22 protein-coding genes and 2 pseudogenes are annotated in these 22285 nt (G+C 61.9%); 19 read left to right on the top strand and 5 right to left on the bottom strand.

Annotated features, from left to right (window positions below):
- Positions 1-86 precede the first annotated feature (86 nt).
- The 3 genes from BLR92_RS05980 to BLR92_RS05970 are packed head-to-tail and all read left to right on the top strand — an operon-like array spanning position 87 to position 3050.
- The gene (locus BLR92_RS05980) at positions 87-1073 is read left to right on the top strand and encodes a Bug family tripartite tricarboxylate transporter substrate binding protein (protein ID WP_089726497.1); all 987 of its coding nucleotides are present in this window, start codon (positions 87-89) and stop codon (positions 1071-1073) included.
- Positions 1070-1519, top strand: a complete 450-nt coding sequence (locus tag BLR92_RS05975; RefSeq protein ID WP_089726495.1) for a tripartite tricarboxylate transporter TctB family protein — start codon at positions 1070-1072, stop codon at positions 1517-1519. The genes BLR92_RS05980 and BLR92_RS05975 overlap by 4 nt, the downstream gene beginning before the upstream one ends.
- A 13-nt stretch (positions 1520-1532) precedes the next feature.
- On the top strand, positions 1533-3050 hold the full coding sequence (locus tag BLR92_RS05970; RefSeq protein WP_089726493.1) for a tripartite tricarboxylate transporter permease: 1518 nt from the start codon (positions 1533-1535) through the stop codon (positions 3048-3050).
- 66 nt (positions 3051-3116) lie between these two features.
- Here the strand turns inward: BLR92_RS05970 and BLR92_RS05965 are convergent, their stop codons facing one another.
- Positions 3117-4034, bottom strand: a complete 918-nt coding sequence (locus tag BLR92_RS05965; protein WP_089726491.1) for a LysR substrate-binding domain-containing protein — start codon at positions 4032-4034, stop codon at positions 3117-3119.
- A gap of 120 nt (positions 4035-4154) precedes the next feature.
- Between BLR92_RS05965 and BLR92_RS05960 the strand changes: the two genes are divergently transcribed.
- The 8 genes from BLR92_RS05960 (at position 4155) to BLR92_RS05925 (ending at position 11632) form a co-directional block, all read left to right on the top strand.
- Positions 4155-5024, top strand: a complete 870-nt coding sequence (locus BLR92_RS05960; RefSeq protein ID WP_089726489.1) for a pirin family protein — start codon at positions 4155-4157, stop codon at positions 5022-5024.
- A gap of 76 nt (positions 5025-5100) precedes the next feature.
- On the top strand, positions 5101-5724 hold the full coding sequence (gene ycaC, locus BLR92_RS05955; protein WP_089726488.1) for an isochorismate family cysteine hydrolase YcaC: 624 nt from the start codon (positions 5101-5103) through the stop codon (positions 5722-5724).
- A gap of 109 nt (positions 5725-5833) precedes the next feature.
- A complete protein-coding gene (locus tag BLR92_RS05950; protein ID WP_217636542.1) occupies positions 5834-7693 on the top strand; it encodes an amidohydrolase in 1860 nt (619 codons plus the stop codon).
- Between the two features lie 26 nt (positions 7694-7719).
- Complete coding sequence (locus BLR92_RS05945) at positions 7720-9381, top strand: MFS transporter (protein ID WP_089726486.1); 1662 nt, start codon at positions 7720-7722, stop codon at positions 9379-9381.
- Entirely contained in the window at positions 9378-9590 is a 213-nt protein-coding gene (locus BLR92_RS05940; RefSeq protein ID WP_089726484.1) for a DUF1427 family protein, read from the top strand. The genes BLR92_RS05945 and BLR92_RS05940 overlap by 4 nt, the downstream gene beginning before the upstream one ends.
- Before the next feature lie 4 nt (positions 9591-9594).
- Complete coding sequence (locus tag BLR92_RS05935) at positions 9595-9765, top strand: DUF1427 family protein (protein WP_089726482.1); 171 nt, start codon at positions 9595-9597, stop codon at positions 9763-9765.
- Between the two features lie 191 nt (positions 9766-9956).
- Positions 9957-10634 carry a hydrolase gene (locus tag BLR92_RS05930; protein ID WP_089726480.1) on the top strand — a complete coding sequence of 226 codons (678 nt, stop codon included), beginning with the start codon at positions 9957-9959 and terminating at the stop codon, positions 10632-10634.
- Between the two features lie 56 nt (positions 10635-10690).
- Positions 10691-11632 (top strand): pirin family protein, encoded by a 942-nt coding sequence (locus BLR92_RS05925; protein WP_089726478.1) that lies wholly within the window; start codon positions 10691-10693, stop codon positions 11630-11632.
- 78 nt (positions 11633-11710) lie between these two features.
- Here BLR92_RS05925 and BLR92_RS05920 read toward each other — a convergent pair.
- Positions 11711-11899 (bottom strand): annotated as a pseudogene (locus BLR92_RS05920) (AEC family transporter); the annotation flags it as partial.
- 148 nt (positions 11900-12047) lie between these two features.
- Positions 12048-12950, bottom strand: a complete 903-nt coding sequence (locus BLR92_RS05915) for a LysR family transcriptional regulator (protein WP_089726476.1) — start codon at positions 12948-12950, stop codon at positions 12048-12050.
- A gap of 217 nt (positions 12951-13167) precedes the next feature.
- Here BLR92_RS05915 and BLR92_RS05910 point away from each other — a divergent pair, with 217 nt between their 5' ends.
- The 8 genes from BLR92_RS05910 (at position 13168) to BLR92_RS05875 (ending at position 21704) form a co-directional block, all read left to right on the top strand.
- Complete coding sequence (locus BLR92_RS05910) at positions 13168-14181, top strand: D-cysteate sulfo-lyase (RefSeq protein ID WP_089726474.1); 1014 nt, start codon at positions 13168-13170, stop codon at positions 14179-14181.
- Between the two features lie 64 nt (positions 14182-14245).
- Positions 14246-15562 carry a histidinol dehydrogenase gene (gene hisD, locus BLR92_RS05905; protein WP_175488734.1) on the top strand — a complete coding sequence of 439 codons (1317 nt, stop codon included), beginning with the start codon at positions 14246-14248 and terminating at the stop codon, positions 15560-15562.
- Positions 15563-15572: 10 nt separating this feature from the next.
- Positions 15573-16805: a DegT/DnrJ/EryC1/StrS family aminotransferase gene (locus BLR92_RS05900; RefSeq protein ID WP_089726472.1), complete on the top strand. Its 1233-nt coding sequence runs from the start codon at positions 15573-15575 to the stop codon at positions 16803-16805.
- A 44-nt stretch (positions 16806-16849) separates the two neighbouring features.
- Positions 16850-17836, top strand: coding sequence for a TRAP transporter substrate-binding protein (locus tag BLR92_RS05895; protein ID WP_089726470.1), 987 nt, complete (start codon positions 16850-16852; stop codon positions 17834-17836).
- 83 nt (positions 17837-17919) lie between these two features.
- Complete coding sequence (locus tag BLR92_RS05890; RefSeq protein ID WP_089726468.1) at positions 17920-18477, top strand: TRAP transporter small permease; 558 nt, start codon at positions 17920-17922, stop codon at positions 18475-18477.
- A 3-nt stretch (positions 18478-18480) separates the two neighbouring features.
- Positions 18481-19761, top strand: coding sequence for a TRAP transporter large permease (locus BLR92_RS05885; protein WP_089726466.1), 1281 nt, complete (start codon positions 18481-18483; stop codon positions 19759-19761).
- A gap of 32 nt (positions 19762-19793) precedes the next feature.
- Positions 19794-20519, top strand: coding sequence for a cysteate racemase (locus BLR92_RS05880; protein WP_217636541.1), 726 nt, complete (start codon positions 19794-19796; stop codon positions 20517-20519).
- Between the two features lie 120 nt (positions 20520-20639).
- Positions 20640-21704 carry a YeiH family protein gene (locus tag BLR92_RS05875; RefSeq protein ID WP_089726464.1) on the top strand — a complete coding sequence of 355 codons (1065 nt, stop codon included), beginning with the start codon at positions 20640-20642 and terminating at the stop codon, positions 21702-21704.
- Positions 21705-21788: 84 nt separating this feature from the next.
- On the opposite strand, the gene BLR92_RS05870 is transcribed toward BLR92_RS05875, so the two are convergent.
- Together BLR92_RS05870 and BLR92_RS19900 are read right to left on the bottom strand one after the other, a co-directional pair.
- Positions 21789-22064, bottom strand: coding sequence for a YciI-like protein (locus tag BLR92_RS05870; RefSeq protein WP_281242898.1), 276 nt, complete (start codon positions 22062-22064; stop codon positions 21789-21791).
- Between the two features lie 105 nt (positions 22065-22169).
- Positions 22170-22285 (bottom strand): annotated as a pseudogene (locus BLR92_RS19900) (AEC family transporter); the annotation flags it as partial.

Genomic DNA, 22285 nt, shown 5'->3' with positions numbered 1-22285 from the left:
GATGACAGGTTGATGAAAGGTAACGGGCCTAACATCGGGTCTGTCATCGAATGGGTGACACCTAATCACAAGAACAGGAGTTCACCATGAATATCAATACGGGGTTTCGTCGGTGGTCCGCGCTGGCCGTCATTGGCGGTATGTTCATGACCGGTGGGGCGCAGGCACAGTCCGGAACCCCCGAGTGTATCGCACCGGCCAAGCCCGGGGGTGGCTATGACCTGACGTGCCGTCTGGCCGCTCAAGGGTTGCAGGAAACCGGCCTGATCGACCAGCAGATGATGGTGCGCTACATGCCCGGGGGCATTGGCGCCGTCGCCTATAACCATGTGATCGGGGTGCGTCCCGATGACGCCAATCTGATCGTGGCGGCGAGCACCGGTGCCGCCGTCAATCTGGCACTCGGCAAGTTCGGTGAGTATGGCGTCGACGACGTGCGCTGGCTGGGTGCGCTGGGCGCGGATTATGGCGCCATCGTGGTGGGTGCCGATGCGCCCTGGCAGAACCTCGATGAGCTGATGCAGGATCTGAAGAGCGAGCCCGGTGAGATCGTCTTCGGTTCTGGTGGCACGATCGGCAGCCAGGACTGGATGAAGGCCGCACTGACCGCCAAGGCGGCGGGCATCAAGCCGAAAAGCCTGCGCTATGTGGCTTTCGAAGGCGGTGGCGCGGCGCTGGCGGCGCTATTGGGCGATCATATCGACGTCTTCACCGGTGACTTGGCGGAGCTGAAGCCGCGCCTGGCGGATGGCGATGTGCGCGTATTGGCCGCGCTCTCGGAAGAACGCGTGGGTGGTCCTTTCGCCGATATTCCGACCGCCAAGGAGCAGGGCTACGACGTGCAGTGGCCGATCTGGCGTGGCTATTACGTGGGTCCCGAGGTCAGCGACGCCGATTACCAGGCCTGGGTCGATAAGCTGAAGAAATTGGCGGACTCTCCAAAATTCGCCGAGCTGCGCGCAGCGCGTGGATTGTTCCCCATGGCGCGCTTCGGTGACTCCTTCGACGACTATGTAAAAGAGCAAGTCGGTGAGTTCAAGGCGCTAGCCGATGAAGTAGGCCTGACTCAATGAATATCGCCGCCGACCGAATCCTGGGCATCGTCCTGCTCGGTCTGGCGGCGTTCGTCGCCGCCCAGGCCATGCAGTTGCACGTCCCCTTCAGTTATGACCCGCTGGGTCCCAAGGCCTTTCCGCTGGGCTTGTCCGTGCTGTTGGCCGTGTTCTCGCTAGTCTTGCTATTCCGCCCTGGCACCAATGGCGATTGGCCGCGCGGCGTGCTGGTTCTCAAGCTGCTTGGCGTGTTGTTGACGCTGCTGGTCTATGCACTGGTATTCACGTCGCTGGGTTATCTGCCGGCTACTGCGCTCGTCGTGCTAGTGCTGTCGCGCCTATTCGGCGCGCCATGGGCCAAGGCGGCGATCAGTGGCGTACTGGTGGCCTTGGGCAGCTATCTCCTGTTTACCCAGGCGATGGGCATCCTCTTGCCGGCTAGCGACTGGCTGACGGCCCTGACATAAAGGAGAGACGATCATGTGGGATTTCCTCGCCCAGGGTTTCGCGGTCGCGCTGACCCCGCTCAACCTGGGGCTGGCCTTTCTCGGTGCGTTGATAGGCACCCTGTTCGGCGCCCTGCCGGGCATCGGGCCGATCAACGGCATCGCGATCCTGATGCCGCTCGCCTATACCATGGGGTTGCCGGCCGAATCGTCGCTGATTCTGCTGGCCGCGATATACACCGGCTCGGAGTATGGCGGACGCATGTCGAGCATTCTGCTCAATGTGCCCGGCGATGCCGGCGCGGTATTCACGACGCTGGATGGCAATCCGTTGGCGAAACAAGGGCTGGCCGGCCCGGCGCTGGGGCTCTCGGCGGTCAGTTCGTTTATCGGAGCCACGCTGGCCATCCTGGGGATTACGCTATTCGCCCCGTTGCTGGCCAGGGTCGCCGTCATGTTTGGCCCGGCCGAGTTCTTCGCGCTGATGGTGTTCGCCTTCGCCTCCATGTCGGCGATGATGGGCAAGGATCCGTTAAAGACAGCGATAGGCGCCGTGCTTGGGGTGCTCGTCGCCACGATAGGTGTGGATTCCGGCACCGGCGTGCTGCGCTTTACGTTTGGCATACCGGAACTTTACGACGGCATCGACTTCATCGTACTGATCATCGGCCTGTTCGCCATCAGCGAAATCCTGCTCATGCTCGAGCATTCGCATACAAGCGATGATGGTGGCGCCATGGCGCCGTTAGGTCGGGTCATGGTGCGTCTGAAAGAGGTGTTGTTCTGCAAGTGGGCCATACTGCGCTCGGGGCTGATCGGCTTCGTGATCGGCGTGCTGCCGGGTACCGGCGCTTCGGTTGCCGGGGCCGTGGCCTATACCACCGAGAAGCGCCTGAGCGACCAGAAAGGCACCTTCGGCAAGGGTGACATGCGTGGACTGTCGGCTCCTGAATCGGCCAACAATGCCGCGGCGGTGGGGGCCTTCGTGCCGATGCTGACGCTGGGTATTCCAGGTTCCGGGACCACGGCGGTCATGCTGGGCGCCCTGATGCTCTATAACATCACTCCTGGCCCGACGATGTTCACCGAGCACACGGCGGTGGCGGGTGGTCTGATCGCTTCGCTATATCTCGGTAACCTGATGCTGTTGTTGCTTAACCTGCCGTTGGCCGGCTTGTTCGCCCGGGTTCTGACGATTCCTCGCTGGCTGCTGGTGCCTGCAATCGCCATACTCGCCTTCGTCGGCGTTTTCCAACTGCACTCCAACCTTTACGCCATCTTCCTGATGTTGATCGTCGGGGTGATGGGTTATCTGCTGCGCAAACTGGGTTTCTCGCTGGCCCCGATCATCCTCGGCTACGTACTCGGTGGGCTGATGGAGCAGAACCTGCGTCGCGCGCTGGCGATCAGTGGTGGTGACAGCGGCATCCTCTGGCAGTCCGGTATTTCCATCGGCCTGTGGATCGCGGCTGCCATGCTGATCGTATTGCCCTGGCTGCTGCCCTGGTTATGGCGCAAGCGTAACGCCGCTAGCTGCTCATTGAGTAAATAGACTCGATCGACAGAAGCCCGAAGTTGAAAGGCCCCTGAAGCTGGACATCCAGCCGAAGGGGGCTTTTCATGCAACGTGATTCATAACGTCGATTGCATTGATGTTCTCGTCAAGAAAGTCCAGCAGCGCCCGCACCGAGGGCAATAGCCCGCGCCTCGATGGGAACACGGCATGCAAGATGCCACCTCTGGGCTCCCATCCGGGTATGACATCGATCAATTTACCTTCGCTGAGATCCTTGCCCGCCACCAGTAGCGCCAGCTTTACCACCCCCAGACCTGCCAGCGCCGCTTGGTGCAGCGTTTCGGCATTGTCAGTCACGAGTCTCGGATGAAGGGGCACTTTGGCCGTGACACCGTCAGGGCCGTCGAGATGCCAGACATGTTGCTTGTCGACCTGATCGAAATCCAGGCTTGGCAGGCCTGCCAAATCTCCCGGTGTACGCGGTAGCGAACGGTGCTCGAAGAGACTTGGCGCCGCGACCAGCCGCTGCGGGCTGCTCGACAGCACCTTCATCGCCAGGTCGCTGTCCTCGAGCGGTGGGAAGCGCACACGGATGGCCATGTCGAATCCCTCCTTGATCACATCCACCCGCCGGCTGGTGGCCTCGGCATAGATTTCTACATCGGGACACTGCGCCATGAAGCGCACCAGCAGGGGAGAGACGAGGTAGTGCAGGAGGCTCGGCGGACAGCTTAGCCGCACCGTTCCACGAGGCTGGGCGAGATTGCGCTTGATCAATTCATCCGCGGCTTCCGCTTCGACCAGCATCGCTACACAGTGGCGGTAATACGCCTGTCCCAGTTCGGTGACCGATAGATGCCGTGTCGACCGATTGATAAGGCGCGTTTCCAGGCGCTCCTCCAACTGGGCAATGCGGCGACTCAGCTTCGATTTCGGAATGCCGAGGGCACGGCCTGCCGACGCGAAACTGCCATGCTCCACCACCTGTACGAAATAGTAGAGATCGTTAAGGTCCTGCATTCCAGTGTCCTATTAGTAGAACGATGCGTATGAATTGTAGCCTCTACTGTCATTATCGTTCCTTGCCTACGCTGTCTTCATCAGGGCCCAGGGCCCTCCCAAGCAACAAGGAGCCTCAAGATGAAGACGATCCAGGGGGTCTATAGCGCACCACTCAGTCATTGGGTGGGAGACGGTTTCCCGGTTCGCTCGCTTTTTACCTACGACCGCATGGGCGCCCAGCACGTCAGTCCCTTCCTATTGCTGGACTATGCCGGACCGTTCGACTTCCGCGCCGCCAAGCGGCCACGTGGCGTGGGCCAGCATCCGCACCGTGGTTTTGAAACGGTGACCTTGATCTATCAGGGCGAGCTGGAGCATCGCGACTCTACCGGTAGCGGGGGATATATCGGCGAAGGCGATGTGCAATGGATGACCGCCGGCGCCGGGATCCTCCACGAGGAGTTTCATTCCCGGGCCTTCACGGAGCAGGGTGGCACCCTGGAGATGGTGCAACTCTGGGTGAACCTGCCGGCCCAGAGCAAGTCGGCGCCGGCGGCCTACCAGACGCTACTTTCCGCGGATATTCCCGATGTCGCTCTGCCCGAGGATGGCGGACGACTGCGGGTGATCGCCGGCGACTACCGGGATCACCGGGGGCCGGCGCGGACCTTTACCCCGATCAATGTCTGGGACATACGGCTCAAGCCGGGTGGCAGCGTGACTCTGCCGGTGCCGGATGGCCACACGACATTGCTGGTGGTACTCAGCGGCACGCTGCGAATCAACGGTACCGAGCTTATTCGGGACACCGGCCTGGTGTGCTTCGAGCGCAGCGGTAACGAGCTTTCTGTCGAGGCCAATAACGACGCCAAGCTCCTGCTGCTGAGTGGCGAGCCCATCGACGAGTCGGTGGTGGGGCATGGACCGTTCGTCATGAACAGCGCAGAGGAGATTCAGCAAGCCTTCGCCGACTTCCAGAGCGGGAAGTACGGCGCCCTGAACGACTAGCGGGATCGTCCCGCCGTCGTGCCTGCCCGGCAGGGGATTGCCGGGTATTCCGACACCTAGAGAAAGGAGGACCATCATGTCATACACCTACAAGCGTCTCGATAAGGACGACGTGGCCTTGCTGCTGGTCGATCATCAGGCCGGGCTGCTGTCACTGGTGCGCGACTTCAACCCGGATGAGTTCAAGAACAACGTGCTGGCTGTCGCCGATATCGCCAAGTACTTCAATATTCCGGCGATCCTGACTACGAGCTTCGAGGACGGGCCGAACGGACCGATGGTCCCCGAACTCAAGGAGGCCTTCCCGGATGCGGCGTATATCCCGCGGCCCGGCCAGATCAATGCCTGGGACAACGAAGACTTCGTCAAGGCAGTCAAGGATACCGGCAAGAAGCAGCTGCTGATTGCCGGTGTGGTCACCGAGGTCTGCGTGGCCTTTCCGGCCCTCTCGGCCCTGGAAGAAGGTTACGAGGTGTTCGTGGTCACCGATGCCTCCGGCACCTTCAATCAGACGACCCGCGATGCAGCCTGGGATCGTATGTCGCAGGCGGGCGCCCAACTGATGTCCTGGTTCGGTGTCGCCAGCGAACTCCATCGCGACTGGCGCAACGATATCGAGGGTTTCGGCGGCATTCTGGGCGGTCATCTACCCGCTTACGCCAATCTGATTCAGAGCCGTACTTCGGCTGAGAAAGGGTGATGGTGCGATAAGCAGCGTGATGTCCGGGTCATGTCTTTGCCAGAAACAACGTACCGTCCTGGCTTCTGGCGTGTCCCGGACACCCTCTTTTCACAGAGGAGAGCTGGTCATGGTCGACACGATTTTGCATAACGGTCGAATTACCACGCTTGATCCCGAAAACTCGGAAGCCCAGGCGATCGCCATCACGGACGGTAAGATAGAAGCAACCGGTACGACCGACGAGATCATGCGCCTCGCCGACGCGAATACTGAAGTGATCGATCTCGAGGGCCGCCGCGTTATCCCCGGTCTCAACGACAGCCACCTCCACCTCATCCGGGGCGGGCTGACTTTCAACATGGAGCTGCGCTGGGAAAACGTGCCGTCGGTGGCCGATGCGCTGCGCCTGCTTAAGGAGCAAGCCGACAGGACACCGCCGCCGCAATGGGTGCGCGTCGTCGGTGGGTGGTCGGAATTCCAGTTCGCCGAACGCCGCATGCCGACACTGGACGAAATCAACGCGGCCGCACCGGATACGCCGGTGTTCGTGCTGCATCTGTACGCTCGGGCGTTGCTGAACAAGGCGGCGCTCCATGCCATCGGCCTGACCAAGGACAGCCCGGACCCGCCTGGCGGCACGATCGAGCGTGATGGTCAGGGCAATCCGACCGGCCTGCTGCTGGCCACACCCTCGGCCCTGATTCTGTATTCGACGCTGGCACAGGGTCCCAAGCTGCCGCGGGAAGACCAGGTCAACTCGACCCGACACTTCATGCGCGAGCTGAACCGGCTGGGAATCACCTCGGTCATCGATGCCGGCGGTGGCGGCCAGAACTACCCCGACGATTACGAAGTGGTGCAGCAGCTCGACGAGTCAGGCCAACTCACGGTTCGCATCGCCTACAACCTGTTCGCGCAGAAGCCCGGCGAGGAACTGGCCGACTACAAGCGCTGGATCACCATGACCCAGCCGGGCGACGGTTCGCCGCTGTTGAAGATGAACGGCGGTGGCGAGAACCTGACTTGGTCGGCCGCCGATTTCGAGAACTTCCTGGAGCCACGTCCCGATCTGGCACCGACCATGGAGAGCGAACTCGAACCGATCGTCGAATTGCTCGCCGCCAACAAGTGGCCGTTTCGTATTCACGCGACCTACGACGAGAGCATCGACCGCTTCCTGAGCGTGTTCGAGCGGGTCAACGGCCGCCAGCCGTTCGAAACCCGCTTCATTATCGACCACGCCGAGACCATCAGCGACCGCAACATCGAGCGGATCAAGGCCCTGGGCGGCGGCATCGCCATCCAGAACCGCATGGCCTACCAGGGCGAATACTTCGTCGACCGTTACGGACCGCGGGCAGCCAAGCGCACGCCGCCGATTGCCCGCATGCTGGCAATGGATCTGCCAGTCGGCGCAGGCACGGACGCCACCCGCGTGTCCTCCTACGATCCCTGGACCGCACTGTACTGGCTGGTGACCGGCAAGACCGTCGGCGGTCTGTCGCTTTACGACGAAACCGATACGCTCGATCGTGTGACTGCGCTGCGCCTCTACACCGGTGGTTCGGCCTGGTTCTCCGGCGATCAGGATATCAAGGGCGCACTCAAGCCGGGGCAGTACGCGGATCTGGCCGTGCTATCGGACGATTATCTGTCGGTGCCAGCCGAGGACATCCGCCGGATCACATCCGTGCTCACCATGCTTGGCGGTCGTGTCGTGCATGCGGGCGGGCCGTTCAGCGACCACAATCCGCCGTTGCCGCCTGCATCACCGGACTGGGGGCCAATCCATGCCGCGCCGACGCCGGCCATGCGCACCGGGGATTACGCCAAAATCGCCGCCCAGCATCACCCTGGTCATGCCCACGGCGGCACGCCTTGCCAGTTGCACGGGCACAACGCGGGCATCGCCTGGACGCGGCCGATTCCCGTGCAGGATGCGTCGTCGTTCTGGGGCGCCCTGGGTTGCTCTTGTTTCGCGGTGTAACCCCCCAATAGCCGAAGGAATCGAGCATGACCGAAACCGCCGCCTCCAAACAGCCAGCGCCGACTTCGCCGTGGGCGCCGTTCGCCCACCGGGCCTTCGCCTTGCTGTGGACCGCAACGCTGGTGTCGAATATCGGCACCTGGGTCAACAACGCCGGAGCCGCCTGGTTGATGACGACGCTCAACCCGTCGCCGGCTATCGTGGCGTTGGTACAGACGGCTAGCACCTTGCCGGTATTGTGCTTCGCGCTGCTGGCCGGGGCACTGGCCGACCGGGTGGACAAACGCCACTTTCTGATCGTCGTAAACGGCTTTCTGGGCGTGGTTGTCGGCCTGCTGGCGGCACTGGTGGCGTTCGGCTGGATGACGCCGGTGCTGCTGCTGGTGTTTACCTTCGCCATCGGCACGGGTGCGGCACTCATGGCGCCAGCCTGGCAGGCGGTGGTCCCGAGCCTTGTACCGACCACGCAGCTGTCGCCGGCGATCGCGCTCAATGGTCTGGGGATCAACATCAGCCGGGCCATCGGGCCGGCACTGGCGGGTGTGCTCATCGTCTCGGTCGGCCTTGCCTCGCCGTTCGTTCTCAACGCCGTCAGCTTTGTGGTGATCATCGGCGCGCTGTGGATCTGGAAGCCACCGGCGGTCGCTTCAAGCCACCTGCCGCCCGAGCCCGTATTCGGGGCAATGCTGACCGGCCTGCGTCACGTCAGCCGCAACGGCCCGCTCAAGGCAACGCTGGTGCGTGCGCTCGGATTCTTCACCTTCGCCAGCGCCTATTGGGCGCTGCTGCCGCTGGTGGCGCGCCAGCTGCCGGACGGCGGTGCCGGGGTCTACGGCGCCCTGTTGGCGGCGGTTGGCGGTGGTGCAGTCGCTGGCGCGCTGGTCCTACCGAGCATCCGCGAACGCATCGACAGCAACATCCTGGCCGCGTTCGGCAGCATCCTCACGGCGGTGGCCCTGGCGCTGTTTGCCATTGCGCCGGATATAGCCGTGGCACTACTGGCGTCGGCGCTGGGAGGGCTGGGCTGGATCACCTCACTGACCTGTTTCAACGTGTCGGCCCAGATGGCCCTGCCCAACTGGATACGTGCCCGGGGGATGGCTGTCCTGATCATGGTCTTTTTCGGCTGTATGTCGGCCGGGTCGATTCTCTGGGGGCAGATTGCCGCCGCCACCTCGATTGGGACCGCCTTGCTGATCGCCGCGGCCGGGGCGCTGGTTGCCGTAGCCCTGACCTGGCGGGCCAAGCTCGGGCAGGGTGAGCAGCGCGATTTGACGCCTGCTTTGGCTTGGGGCGAACCGACGATCGCGGAGACTTTCGACGCCAGCCCGGACCGCGGGCCGGTACTGGTCACGATTCGATACCGAATCGACGCATCCGACACGGCCGATTTCCTGCGCGCAGTGTATGACCTGTCGGGCGAACGGTATCGGAACGGCGCCTCCAACTGGGGGGTGTACCAGGATGCCGCCGAACCGGCGTTCTGGGTCGAATGGTTCTTTGTGCCGAGTTGGGCCGAGCATCTGCGCCAGCACGAACGCGTCACCCGTCACGACGCCGACATCCATCGCGCCGCACGGGCTTACCATCGCGGCGAGACGTCCCCCGACGTCCGCCATTACCTGGCACCGTTGCGCGATAGCACCCGGCTTCGCCAAAAGCCGGAATCCAAAGGAGGCGCTTCATGAAGATCGCGCTTGGATTACTGCTTGCGCTCGCCATTGGTGTGGCCTGCCGGCTCGCTACCATTCCACTGCCGGCGCCGCCGGTGCTCATCGGGGCCTTGCTGGTCGTGGCGATGAGCGTGGGCTATACCGTGACCGACCATTTCGCCGCCCACCGCAAAGCGACGACGAAGCGGCATTGCGGCGGTCCGACCGGCAAAACCTCGGAGTGATGCCATGCTTCATTCGTTGATTGGCCTGTTGCTGGGTTTCGCAATCGGCGTCGGGTGTCGCTGGTTCGATATCCCGCTGCCTGCGCCGCCGCGCATCGTCGGGGCGCTGTTGGTGGTCTTCATGACACTCGGTTTTCTCGTCACGAACTCCATTTTGGCACAAACGGTGGGATAGGCCGCGTGGCGGGTTTTTTAGTCCGGCCCACCGGACGTGATCACGCACCAATCCATTCGTTTTCTTAACCAAGGGGAATCGCTATGCATCGTCTGCCGTGACGCGCAACACAGTGATAGATCGCTCCGCCGTTGCCGCGGTCGAGTTCGCGGCAGCGGCCCGTCCTGGATTTCTCAATAGGAGAACAAGTCATGACCGCACCTGCCAACTTCAACGGACAACTTCCGACCATCGATCCTGACGATACCGCCATGCTGCTCATCGATCATCAGAGCGGCCTGTTCCAGACGGTCGGCGACATGGAGATGACGCGCTTGCGCGCCAATGCGGGGGCGCTGGCCAAGGTGGCGTCGCTTGCCAATATCCCGGTGATCACGACCGCGTCGGTACCACAGGGACCGAATGGTCCACTGATCCCGGAAATTCACGAGAATGCGCCTCATGCCCAATACGTCGCCCGCACTGGGCAGATCAACGCTTGGGACAACCCGGACTTCGTCGAAGCCGTCAAGGCCACCGGCAAGAACACGCTGATCATCGCTGGCACGATCACCAGTGTCTGTATGGCGTTCCCTTCCATCAGCGCGGTCCACGAGGGCTACAAGGTCTTCGCGGTTATCGACGCCTCCGGCACTTATTCAAAGATGGCGCAGGAGATCACACTGGCTCGTGTCGTCCAGGCTGGCGTCGTACCCATCGACACCGGCGCCGTGCTTTCCGAGCTCCAGCGAACCTGGAATCGCGACGATGCGCAGGAGTGGGCAGGCGCGTATTCCGACGTGTTTCCGCCCTACCAGCTACTTATCGAGAGCTACATGAAGGCGCAGGACGTGGTGAAGAACAACGAGACGCTAGACTCACAGCGTTAGAGCACTTATGGGGGCAGGCACCGGCCTGCCCCTCATTCACCGATAGTGGAGGCAGTATGAGCACGTTCGTCAGTGACCCCGACCTCTTGACTTCTATCGACTGCCCAATCATCGACGGCAAGCGCCAAGTTCAGCATGTGGCGCCGCGCACCGCCGACGTCGGCGGTATTCCGGTCAATCGGGTGCTGCCTTCGCGCCATCGTCGGCTGGTGGGCGCCTGGTGTTTCCTCGATCATGCCGGCCCCTCCGTCTTCAAGGGCAACAGCACTGGGTTGCGCGTGGGCCCGCACCCGCATACCGGGCTGCAAACCTTCACCTGGATGATCGAAGGCGAGGTGCTGCATCGCGACAGCCTGGGCCACGAGCAGGTGATCCGCCCCGGCCAGGTCAACCTGATGACCGCCGGGCGCGGTATCAGCCATACCGAGGAGTCCGTTGCCGGCGAGACTCAGCTGCATGCCGCGCAGCTCTGGATCGCGTTGCCCGAGGCTCACCGTCACACCGAGCCGCGCTTCGATCACTACCCGGAACTGCCGCAGTGGCGCGAGCAGGGCGTCGAGCTGACCCTGCTCACCGGCGAGTTCGCCGGCCAACGGGCACCGACATTGGCGTTTTCGCCCCTGGTGGGGCTGGATCTACGCAGCCCGTCGGCGGGCAGCCTGCAACTGCCGCTGCGTGAGGATTTCGAATATGGCTTGCTGTCGCTGGAAGGCGAGCTGGAAATCGAAGGCGAGCGTTTCGCCACCAATGAGCTGGCCTATCTGGGGCGGGGCCGTAGTGACGTCACGCTCGAACTGCCGGCAGGGGGGCGGGCCATCCTGGTGGGCGGCGAGCCGTTGGGCGAGGAGATTCTGATCTGGTGGAACTTCGTCGGCCACAGCAAGGCGGAGATCATGGAGGCCCAGCGAGACTGGGAGGCGGGCAGCGAGCGTTTCGGTAGCATTCCCCAGTACGAGGGCGAACGCCTGATGCCGCCTCCGCTGCCCTGGAAGGTGTAAGCACGCTAGGGGTAACGACTCCTCCAAACCATCTAACGTTGATTGTGATTGCCTCGTTACGTGCGCCTGATCACCGGCTCACCCCATGATCGCCAGCAGCACCGGCAGATAGATGAACGACAGCAGCGTCGAGCAGAACACCAGCCCGGCGACGTATTCCGGTTCGCGCTGGGCACGCTGGGCGAACAGGTAGTTGTAGACCGCCACCGGCATGCTCATCTGCAATACCAGCACGCTCTGCGCCAGTGGTGGCAGGCCGAGCCACTCGGTGACGCCGAAGGCGATCATGAGCTTTTTCGGGACCAACAACGGCGTCACACCCTGTCTGTTGGGTTGCCCGATATCTGGACTCAAAGCCTGGTGTTGGTCAGGTGACGGTATATTTCATGAAGCGCCCTGTCCCCCTCAGCGAGGCTTAGAGTGTCGGTGGGAAATCGAGCATCAGTGACCAAAGCCGATCGGCAGCGCCAATATCCTGCGATGCATGACGGTAGCCGGCTACCACAAGCATTGGCCCACCTATCCAGTCCAACAGTGAGAGCAACTTTCCCGATTCAAGTTCTTCCTCAATCAGGCCATGGGGTAGCCAGCCCACACCCAGTCCCGATAATGCCAACTCCTTGATACCGATCGTGAAAGCGGTCTCGCAAACCAACTCGATATCGTAGTGGCGCTGAAGGTCGAACATGAAGGGAGAGGCCAAGGCGCTGCCCAGGAAACTGTCGGAATCATAACCGATGAGAGGCAGCGTCACTCCCGCACGGGGCAGATGCAAGGGTTTGCCATCCTGGGCGGCGGTAACCGGAATCAGTTGCTCTTGGCCGAGTTCCAATCGCTCGATATCGCTGCGGTCCGTCAGCAGGGGAGCACCTTCCAGTTCGCTGCAGACCATAAGATCGGCCTGTCCATGCTGGAAGTCGTCGATACAGTCGTCACGGTTGGAGGAGCGCACTTGCAACCGTGCTTCGGGGGCATACTGACGAAAGTAACGTAGTAGACGGGGCAGATAACTGACGGTCAGTGTGTGCTGGGTGGTCAGTACAGCGCGACGACCATGAAGCGCCTCGGCGCGTATACGGCTGCGCAGAGCATAGAGTCGAGCCAACCAGTCGCGCAACAGTGGTTCGTACTCACGGGCATGCGGCGTCAGGGCCAGACGTGGCGACTGACGGTCGATCAGATCGGCGTCGAGCCACTCTTCCAACTGACGAATCCGCCGGGAAAAGGCCGGCTGGGTGACATGGCGTCGTTCGGCGGCCAGGGAAAAGGTGCCGGCGTCGATCAGCTCGAGAAAATCTTCTATCCACTCGATCTTCATTGGTGGTTCATGCTGCCTCGTGGCGGAGTTCCGAATCAGGGTACTGACTATGCAAAAATTTAACAGCTAGCGAGCAACTTGGCATTGGTCGTGGCAGGGGCGAGGGTTCTAACCTCCATAAGACCGCTCAGTGGCGCGCCTCGTGGCCGCCGTATCTTTCGACGTTGGTCGTGATGAGAGCCCGCTTATGCCAAAAATGACTCGCCTGGAGGCCCGTATGCATCTATCCCGTTTCCCCCGCGTTCGTCTCGGACATCTGCCGACCCCGCTGGAGCCCATGGACAACCTGAGCAAGCTGCTCGGTGGTCCGCGCCTGTGGGTCAAGCGGGATGACTGCACTGGCCTCTCGACCGGCGGCAACAAGACGCGCAAGTTGGAGTTTCTGATGGCCGATGCCCTCGAGAAGGGTGCCGATACCATCATCACTCAGGGTGCCACCCAATCGAACCACGCCCGCCAGACAGTGGCCGCAGCCTGTAAGCTGGGGCTCGAATGCCACATCCTGCTGGAAGACCGTACCGGCAGTGACGATCCCAATTATAACTACAACGGCAACGTTTTCCTCGATCAACTCCATGGCGCCAGCCTCGAAAAACGTCCTGGCGGTGCTGACATGGCCGCTGAGATGGAAGGCCTGGCCGACCGCCTGAAAAGCGAGGGTAAGACGCCCTACATCATTCCCGGTGGCGGTTCCAACGAAGTCGGGGCGCTGGGTTACGTCAACGCGGCACTGGAACTGCTCGTTCAGACCAATGACATCGGATTGCAGGTCGATCATCTGGTGCATGCCACCGGCAGTGCCGGCACCCAGGCAGGCCTGGTCACCGGTCTCTCCGCCTGCAACGCTGGCATTCCGGTGCTCGGCATCGGCGTACGTGCGCCCAAGGACAAGCAGGAGGCCAACGTCTTCGCCCTGGCCCAGAAGACCGAGGCCAAGCTAGGTCTGTCCGGGGTGGTGGACCGCCAGCAGGTCGTGGCCAACTGTGACTACGTGGGAGAGGGCTACGGCATCCCCACCGAGGGCATGGTTGAAGCAGTGACTCTGTTGGCGCGACACGAGGGCATTCTGCTTGACCCGGTGTATTCCGGGAAGGGCATGGCCGGGCTGATCGACTTGATTCGCAAGGGCCACTTCGAGAAGGATGAGAATGTGGTGTTCCTTCACACGGGTGGTGCTGTGGCGCTGTTCGGCTACCCCAACGCTTTCGGCTTCCCCGAATACCGGACCTGATGAACGAAGTGGCGCTCGGCGGCCTGGTGCCGGGCGCCACCATCGCAGAATCGTGGAGATCACAATGACAATCCGATATCTCAAGCAAGCTGAGGCTGCCGCCGGGGTTGCCGCGGAACACGAGCGTGTCACCCAAGCGGTGCAGGACATGATCGAGGACATCCGCGCGCGCGGCGAAGTCGCGGTGCGCGAGTATGCCGAGAAATTCGACGGCTGGACGGGCGACTTCGTGCTGGGCGAGGAGAAGCGCCGGCGCCTGATCGATAGTGTGCCCCAGCACGTGAAGGACGATATTGATTTCGCCCATCGCCAGATCAAGCGTTTTGCCGACGCCCAGCGTGACAGCTTGACCTCGTTCGAGATCGAGACCGAACCCGGCGTGTTGCTGGGTCAGCGGATACTGCCGGTGGGTTGCGCGGGTTGCTACGTGCCCGGAGGGCGTTATGCCCATGCCGCCTCGGCATTGATGAGTGTGGCAACGGCCAAGGCCGCTGGCGTCAAGCATGTGGTGGCTTGCTCGCCCCCCCGAGGCGATAGCATCAATCCGGTAGTGGCCTATGCCATGGATGTGGCTGGTGCCGACATGATTCTTGAGATGGGCGGCGTGCACGCCATGGCCAGCATGGCCTTCGGTCTGTTCGGCGGTCGCGAGGCCGACATCCTGGTGGGGCCGGGCAACGCCTATGTGGCGGAGGCCAAGCGCCTGCTGTTCGGCGAGGTGGGCATCGACGTCTTCGCCGGCCCCACCGAGTCGGCGATCATCGCCGATGGCTCCGCCGACCCCATGACCATCGCCGTGGACCTGGTGTCCCAGGCCGAGCACGGCCCCAACTCGCCGGTCTGGCTGTTCAGCACCAGTGAGGCACTGGCTCGGGAAGTCATGGAGGTGTTGCCAAAGGTGGCCGATGATATGCCCAACGCCGATGTTGTCCATACCGCCTGGCGTGATTACGGCGAGGTAATCGTGGGCGACAGCCGCGAGGAAATCGTCGAGGTCAGCGACCGCTATGCCTGCGAGCACCTGCAGGTGCTGTGTGAGGACCTGGGATGGTGGAAAGAGCATTTGTCGAATTACGGCTCGCTGTTCCTGGGCGAGGGAAGCACTGTCACCCATGGCGACAAGTGTTCCGGCACTAACCATATCCTGCCCACCAAGCGCGCCGGACGCTATTCCGGAGGGCTCAACGTGCACAAGTTCATGAAGGTGCTAACTACCCAGCAGTTGAGCCAAGAGGCCAATCGCACCTTCAGCGCCGTGGGCTCGCGCATCTCGCGCACCGAAGGCATGGAAGGACATGCCCGTGCCTGTGACTGGCGCTTGGCCAAGTATTTCCCCGAGCAGGACTGGGACTTCCCTGTCCATCGCCAGAGCCGTTACTGAGGGGGCTGTCATGCGCCGTTTCGCCAAGTCCTTCACTCAGCAGGAAGCACTCTCGGAAGATGCCATCGAGGCTGCCGTGGCGGTGATGCGCAGCGGGCGCTTGCATCGCTACAACCTGGCCGAGGGTGAACAGGGCGAGACCGCCCTGTTGGAGGCGGAGTTTGCCGAGAGCTTGGGCGTCGACTTCGCCCTGGCCTGCGCCTCGGGCGGTTATGCGTTGCAGCTAGCGCTGCGTGCCTGTGGCCTGGCCCCTGGCGACAAGGTGCTGTGCAATGCCTTCACCCTGTCGCCGGTGCCCGGCAGTATCCACGCCGCCGGCGGCGAGGCGGTGCTGGTCGATATTCGCGAGGACACCACCGTGGACCCCGAGGATCTCGAGCGGGCGGCAGGTGAGAGCGGCGCACGCTTCTTCGTGCTCTCTCACATGCGGGGACATATCGGTGACATGGAGGCCATCGTCGCGATCTGCGAGGCCCACGACATCGTGCTGATCGAAGACTGTGCCCACACCATGGGTGCGGCCTACCAGGGCCGCCCCAGCGGCACCTTCGGCAAGGTGGGCTGCTTCAGCACGCAGACCTACAAGCACATCAACTCCGGCGAAGGCGGGCTGCTGGCTACCCAGGACGCCGAAGTGATGCGCCGCGCGGTCATTCTGTCCGGCTCCTACATGCTCTTCGACCGTCACCTGGCGGCCCCTGACGCAGAGAGTTTCGCCGAGACGCGTCTGGTGATGCCCAACATGAGCGGGCGCATGGACAATCTACGTGCTGCTGTCCTGCGACCGCAGTTGGCCGAGATGGCCAGACGTCGGGCGCGCTGGAACGCTCTCTACCGGCGCCTGGAAGACGGACTGGCACGAATGCCCCAGGTCGAACGACTCGAGCGGCCACCCCAGGAAGATTTCATCGGCAGCTCGATCCAGTTTCGGTTGCCGTGCCTCGGTCACGACACCATCGCGCGGTTTATCGCCGGCTGCGAGGCTCGAGGCATCCCGCTGAAATGGTATGGCAAGGCGCTGCCGGAAGACTACACCAGCCGCTATGACAGTTGGGGCTACTTGCCGGCCACACGGCCGCTGCCTACCGCCGACCGCGTGCTTGCAACCCTCTGCGACTTGCGACTGCCGCTGACCTTCGAACAGGAAGACTGCGACGATATCGTCGCCCTGATGAGCAATGCCATGGATGAGGCGTTGAATGATGACGAGGCAACATCCAACGACGCGATAGGGGCCAACTGACCCTCTTCCCAATACGCTATCGACACCCCACTGGAGTGATAACAATGTTCAAGAAGACTCTACTGACCACCGCCATTCTGCTGTCCACCGTGGTCGCCGCTCAAGCCGAGGCCAAGACGTTCAAGTTAGGCATGGGGGATCCCATGGATTCCGATCAGGGCGCCTTGGCCCAGCGTTTCGAGGAACTTGTCGAATCGCTGTCCGACGGTGAAATGCAGGTGGAACTCTTTCCCGGCGGCCAGCTCGGCTCCGAGACGAGCATGATCCAGGATACCCGCATCGGCAAGCTCGATTTCGCCCTGGTCGGGGTCGGCAACCTGACACCTTACGCGCCTCGTCTTGGCGCCCTGACCATGCCCTATGCCATTCGCAGTCATGCGGACGCGGTGAAGGCTACCACTGGGCCATTGGCGGATCGCTGGAACGCCATCGCCGAAGAGGATGCCGGTGTGCATATCGTCAGCTGGCTTTATTCCAACTTTCGATACCTTACCAACTCCGTGCGTCCGGTTACCACGCTCGACGACCTCCAGGGCCTCAAGATTCGTGTGCCGCAGAATGAGTTAATGCTGGCCACTTACCAGGCTTGGGGAGCCAGCCCGATCAGCATGTCCTGGCCAGAGGTTTTCACTGCGCTTCAGCAGGGTGTGATCGACGGCCAGGATAACCCCTACATCGTCAACTACACGATGAAGTTTCATGAAGTACAGGACTATCTCACCGAGGTGCACTACCAGTATTCGCTTCAGCCGATTGTTATGGGTGTCAGAACCTATGAGCAGTTGAGCGATGAAGAACGCGCGATCATCGATCGGGCTGGTCTGGAAGCGCAGCTTTACGCCCTGCAGTTCCAGCTGACCGAAGCCTCCAAGGCCCGTGCGGGCATGGAAGCCGAAGGTGTAGAGGTATCCACTCTAGAAGATGAGGATGAGTGGATTCGTATCGCCAAGGAGGAGGTGTGGCCGGCATTTTATGACGAGATCGGCGGCAAGGAGGCCTTCGACGAATTTCAGTCAGCCCTCGGCCACTGATCGATCGCCTGACCGGGCGAACCTGAGGCGCCCGGTCAGGCATTCATAATTTCCGCTGTCTCTGCTTGGGAAGGAGGCCTCCCATGTTGGCCAAGCTCAACTACATCGAAGACTACGCCTGTCGTTTACTGCTCGGACTCTTCGTCGTACTGCTCTTCGTCCAGGTGGTGCTGCGGGTGACGCTCGGCATTGGCATGGCGTGGATCGAGGAATTGGCGCGCTATGCGTTTGTCTGGTTCGTCTTTCTTGGTGCGGCCCATGCGGCTCACCTGGGTGCGCACAATCGCCTGCAGACCCATATCAAGATGATGCCAAGGTCCATCGCCAACACCCTCCTGCTGCTGGTCGACTTGATCTGGGTCGGCTTCTGCCTGGTACTGGCCTACAAGAGTCTGGATCTAATCGGGTTGCTGCTGGAGTTTCCCTATGACTCGCCGGCACTGGGCTGGTCGCTGGCCTACGTCTACTTCGTGTTTCCCATCGCGTTTGTGCTGATGGCGCTTCGTGTCCTGCAGGTGCAATACCTAAGACTGGTCAAAGGCATCGAGCCCGGCGATGTGGAGCAGCAGGAAGTCAACAAGATCACCGAGGGCTCGAGCCATCTTTCCGATGCGCCGTCCTCGACCAAAACGGGGGACTAAGCCATGGCGGCAACCGTACTGTTTTCCGTGTTCGCCGGGCTATTGTTCTTCGGCGCACCCATTGTCGTGGCACTCGGTGTGGCCTCCATGGCCGTCTATGTGCTCAGTGGCGACGACATCAGCTCGCTGATCGAGCTGGCTTTCTCGGCGATCAACTCTTTCCCGCTGATGGCACTGCCGTCCTTCATCCTGGCCGGGGCCCTGATGGGCGATGCCGGTATCGCCCGGCGTCTGATTTACATCGCCGAGGAGTTGGCCGGTCCCGCCGCCGGCGGGCTGGGCGCTGCCGCGGTTATGGCTTGCATGTTCTTCGGCGCCATTTCGGGGTCGGGGCCGGCAACCACCGCGGCGGTGGGCATGCTGGTGATCCCGGCGATGATCGAACGCGGTTACGGTCGAAGCTACCCGGCCGCCATCACCGCCACCGCCGGGGGGTTGGGTGTGGTGATCCCGCCGAGCATGCCGCTAGTGATCTACGGAGTCACCGCCAATGAGTCGATCTCGGCACTGTTCATGGCCGGTGTGATACCGGGCATCATGCTCGGCGTGGGGCTGATGGTCGCCAATTACATCACCGCCAAGCGCAACGGCTACCAGACCGAGGGCAATCGCTACGACATGAAGAAGGTCGTCAGAGTGCTCAAGGATGGCTTCTGGTCATTGATGGCGCCGGTAGTCATCCTCGGCGGTATCTACTCGGGCCTGTTCACGCCCACGGAAGCCGCGGTGGTGTCGATCTTCTACGCGCTGTTCGTGGGTGTCTTCATTCACAAGGGGTCGTCACTGCGCGGCATCAACGAGGCCTTTGAGAACACGACCTGGCTGACTGGGCGGGTATTGATCATCATGTTCACTGCCACTGCCTTCGGACGCATTTTGGTCGAAAATCATATTCCGGACATGATCGCCCAAGGCATCCTCGAAATTACCGATAGCCTGTGGCTGGTATGGGTGCTGGTGATCGGCTTCTTGCTGATTGTCGGCATGTTTATGGAGATTCTCGCCACCATCATGATCGTGACGCCGGTGCTGTTGCCGGTGATGGTGGCACTCGGCGTGGACCCGGTGCACTTCGGCATCGTGCTGGTGGTAAGCCTGGGCATCGGCTTCTCGACACCTCCGCTGGGCGAGAACATGTTCATCAGTTCGAGCATCGCCAACGTCCCCATCGAACGCATTGCCGTGCGTGCGCTGCCTCTGGTGGGCTCCATGGTGGTCATCGCGCTGCTACTGGCCTTCTTCCCCCAAATCACTCTGTGGCTGCCCAGCCTTCTTGGATTCTAGGCCACGCCTCATTCCATCGACAGGTAGACGACATGACGCATTCCGGACACATTGACACCGCCCCCGACCATCCGATGGTCGGAGTGCTCGGGGGCATGGGGCCCGACGCTACCGTAGCGTTCATGCAGAAGGTCATCGAGGTGACCCCGGCCCAGGACGATATCGATCACGTGCATATGCTGGTCGACAACAATCCCAAAGTGCCATCGCGAATCAAAGCGCTGATCGATGGCGACGGTGAGTCACCGGGACCCGTCATCGCCGCCATGGCCCGACGCCTGGAACGGGCCGGGTGCACTTTTCTGGTGATGCCCTGCAATACCGCTCACTACTATTGGCGTGACGCCCAGGATGCGGTCGAGATTCCCGTCTGGCATATCGTCGAGCGCACCCTCGATGTGGTTGCTGAGCGCATGCCGGGGGCGCGGGTGGGCCTGCTATGCTCACCGGCCCTGCGCAAGATCGGCCTCTACGAGGGATTCGTCGAGGCGCGTGGATTGTCGCTGGTCTACCCTGACGACGAAGACCGCGTACTAGAGGTGATTCGTGCTGTCAAACGTGGCGAGGGGCGTCATCCCGAGACACGTGATGCCTTCACCCGAGCCGCCGAAGACGTCCTTTCCCAGGGGGCCGAGGTGTTGGTGCTGGCCTGCACCGAGCTCTCGGTGATTCAGGATACGCTGCACACCGACGCGCCAGTGATCGATACCGTCACCGTTCTGGCCGAGGGTGTGACAGCGGCTACCGGAACCTCCTAGCGCCCCAGCTTTCCTTATTCGACGGCGATTGCCGTCTTGTCGATGTTTCAATGCAATCGCTTGCCTGCTCCCTGAAGGGACCAGGCGGGACCGGCTTGTGCGTTCACCAGGAGTCATCCGATGAAATCCCAATCCTTCATTTCGCGAATACCGACCCTTCGAGGCGGCGCGACACGCCGACTCGCCACGCTGCGTCCGGTGGGTCGCGGACTGTTGGTATGCATTACCATTGCACTGGCTACCACCTTTATTGCCGACCATTATGGCGGCCCGACACTGCTCTATGCTCTGCTGTTCGGCATGTCGTTGCACTTTCTCAGCGAAGAGGGGCGCTGCCGCGAAGGCATCGAATTCGCCGCTCGTACCGTGCTGCGGTTGGGCGTGGCGCTGCTTGGTGCGCGCATGACGCTGGAGCAGGTAGGGGATCTCGGTTTGGGGCCTCTGCTGCTTGTAGTAGCGGCAGTGGCCGGTACCATAATCGTCGGTGCGCTGCTCGCTCGAGCCATGGGTCTCGGCCGGGACTTCGGGTTGCTCACTGGCGGATCGGTAGCGATATGCGGCGCCTCTGCGGCGCTGGCGCTTTCCGCAGTGATGCCTAAGACCGAGACCAGCGAACGCAACACCATCCTCACCGTGGTTGGCGTCACCACCCTCTCAACTCTGGCCATGGTGACCTATCCCCTGCTGGCAGGGGCGCTGGAACTCGCCAAAGTGCCAGCAGGTATCTTCCTTGGCGGCACTATCCACGATGTGGCCCAAGTGGTCGGTGCCGGCTACATCATTTCCGAGCAGACCGGCGACACCTCGACCTTGATCAAGCTGGTACGGGTAGCCATGTTGGTCCCGGCGGTCATGATGTTCGGTTGGCTGTTTCGTGCCTCTCGGCGCAGTGCAAATCAGGACGAGGGCGCACGTAAGATACCCATGCTGCCGGGCTTTCTGGTGGGCTTCGTGGTGCTGGTGCTGATCAACAGCGTGGGGCTGATTCCCGATACGGTGAACGAGGGGCTCTCGACCCTGTCGCGTTGGTGTTTGGTCACGGCTATCGCTGCGCTAGGTATCAAGACTTCCTTTCAGAAACTCGCGGTAGTGGGATGGAAGCCGGTTCTACTCATGGCGGCAGAGACGTTCTTTCTATTGCTGGTGGTGTTAGGGTGCATCCTGGTTGGCGGAATCGGCGGCTGATTCCGCCATGGATAAAGATGCGACTCCTTTGTCGTGTCTGCTTTTTTCTAGTCGGACGCAAGGCTGAACTGGAGATTGAGAAAATCAGCGGGCGTTGTGGTCAGGGTGCAGCGGATTCGCCGCCTCGTCACCGACGATCGTGTTCCACGGTTCGACCCGCCAGTTCGTTACCAATCCATTCACGACATAGGGGTCGGCCTGGGCGAAGGCGGTTGGAATCGCCGGCGAATCGCAACGAAACAGCAGCACGGCGCTCTCCACGGGTTCCCCCACGGTGCCGCCGAGCAGGAGTTCGCCGCGCTCGCTGGCCCGCCAGGCCAGCTCCAGATGCGCCACGCGGAAATCGACGCGACGCGTCAGTTAGTCCGCCGCGATGTCGTAGATCAGCAGATAATGCATGCCTATCCTCTCTGAAAGTCGTCGGTTCGAGCGTCGCCTGGTGGTCGCCGTGGCTGTCCCAGGCGCTCATCTCATGATCGCCAGCAACACCGGCAGATAGATGAACGACAGCAGCGTCGAGCAGAACACCAGCCCGGCGACGTATTCCGGTTCGCGCTGGGCACGCTGGGCGAACAGGTAGT

It is taken from the genome of Modicisalibacter muralis, from assembly GCF_900102945.1.
In the GTDB taxonomy this organism is placed as follows: Bacteria; Pseudomonadota; Gammaproteobacteria; order Pseudomonadales; family Halomonadaceae; genus Modicisalibacter; species Modicisalibacter muralis.
Note: the sequence above shows the minus strand (reverse complement) of the source record. Positions and strands in the feature narration are given on the sequence as shown.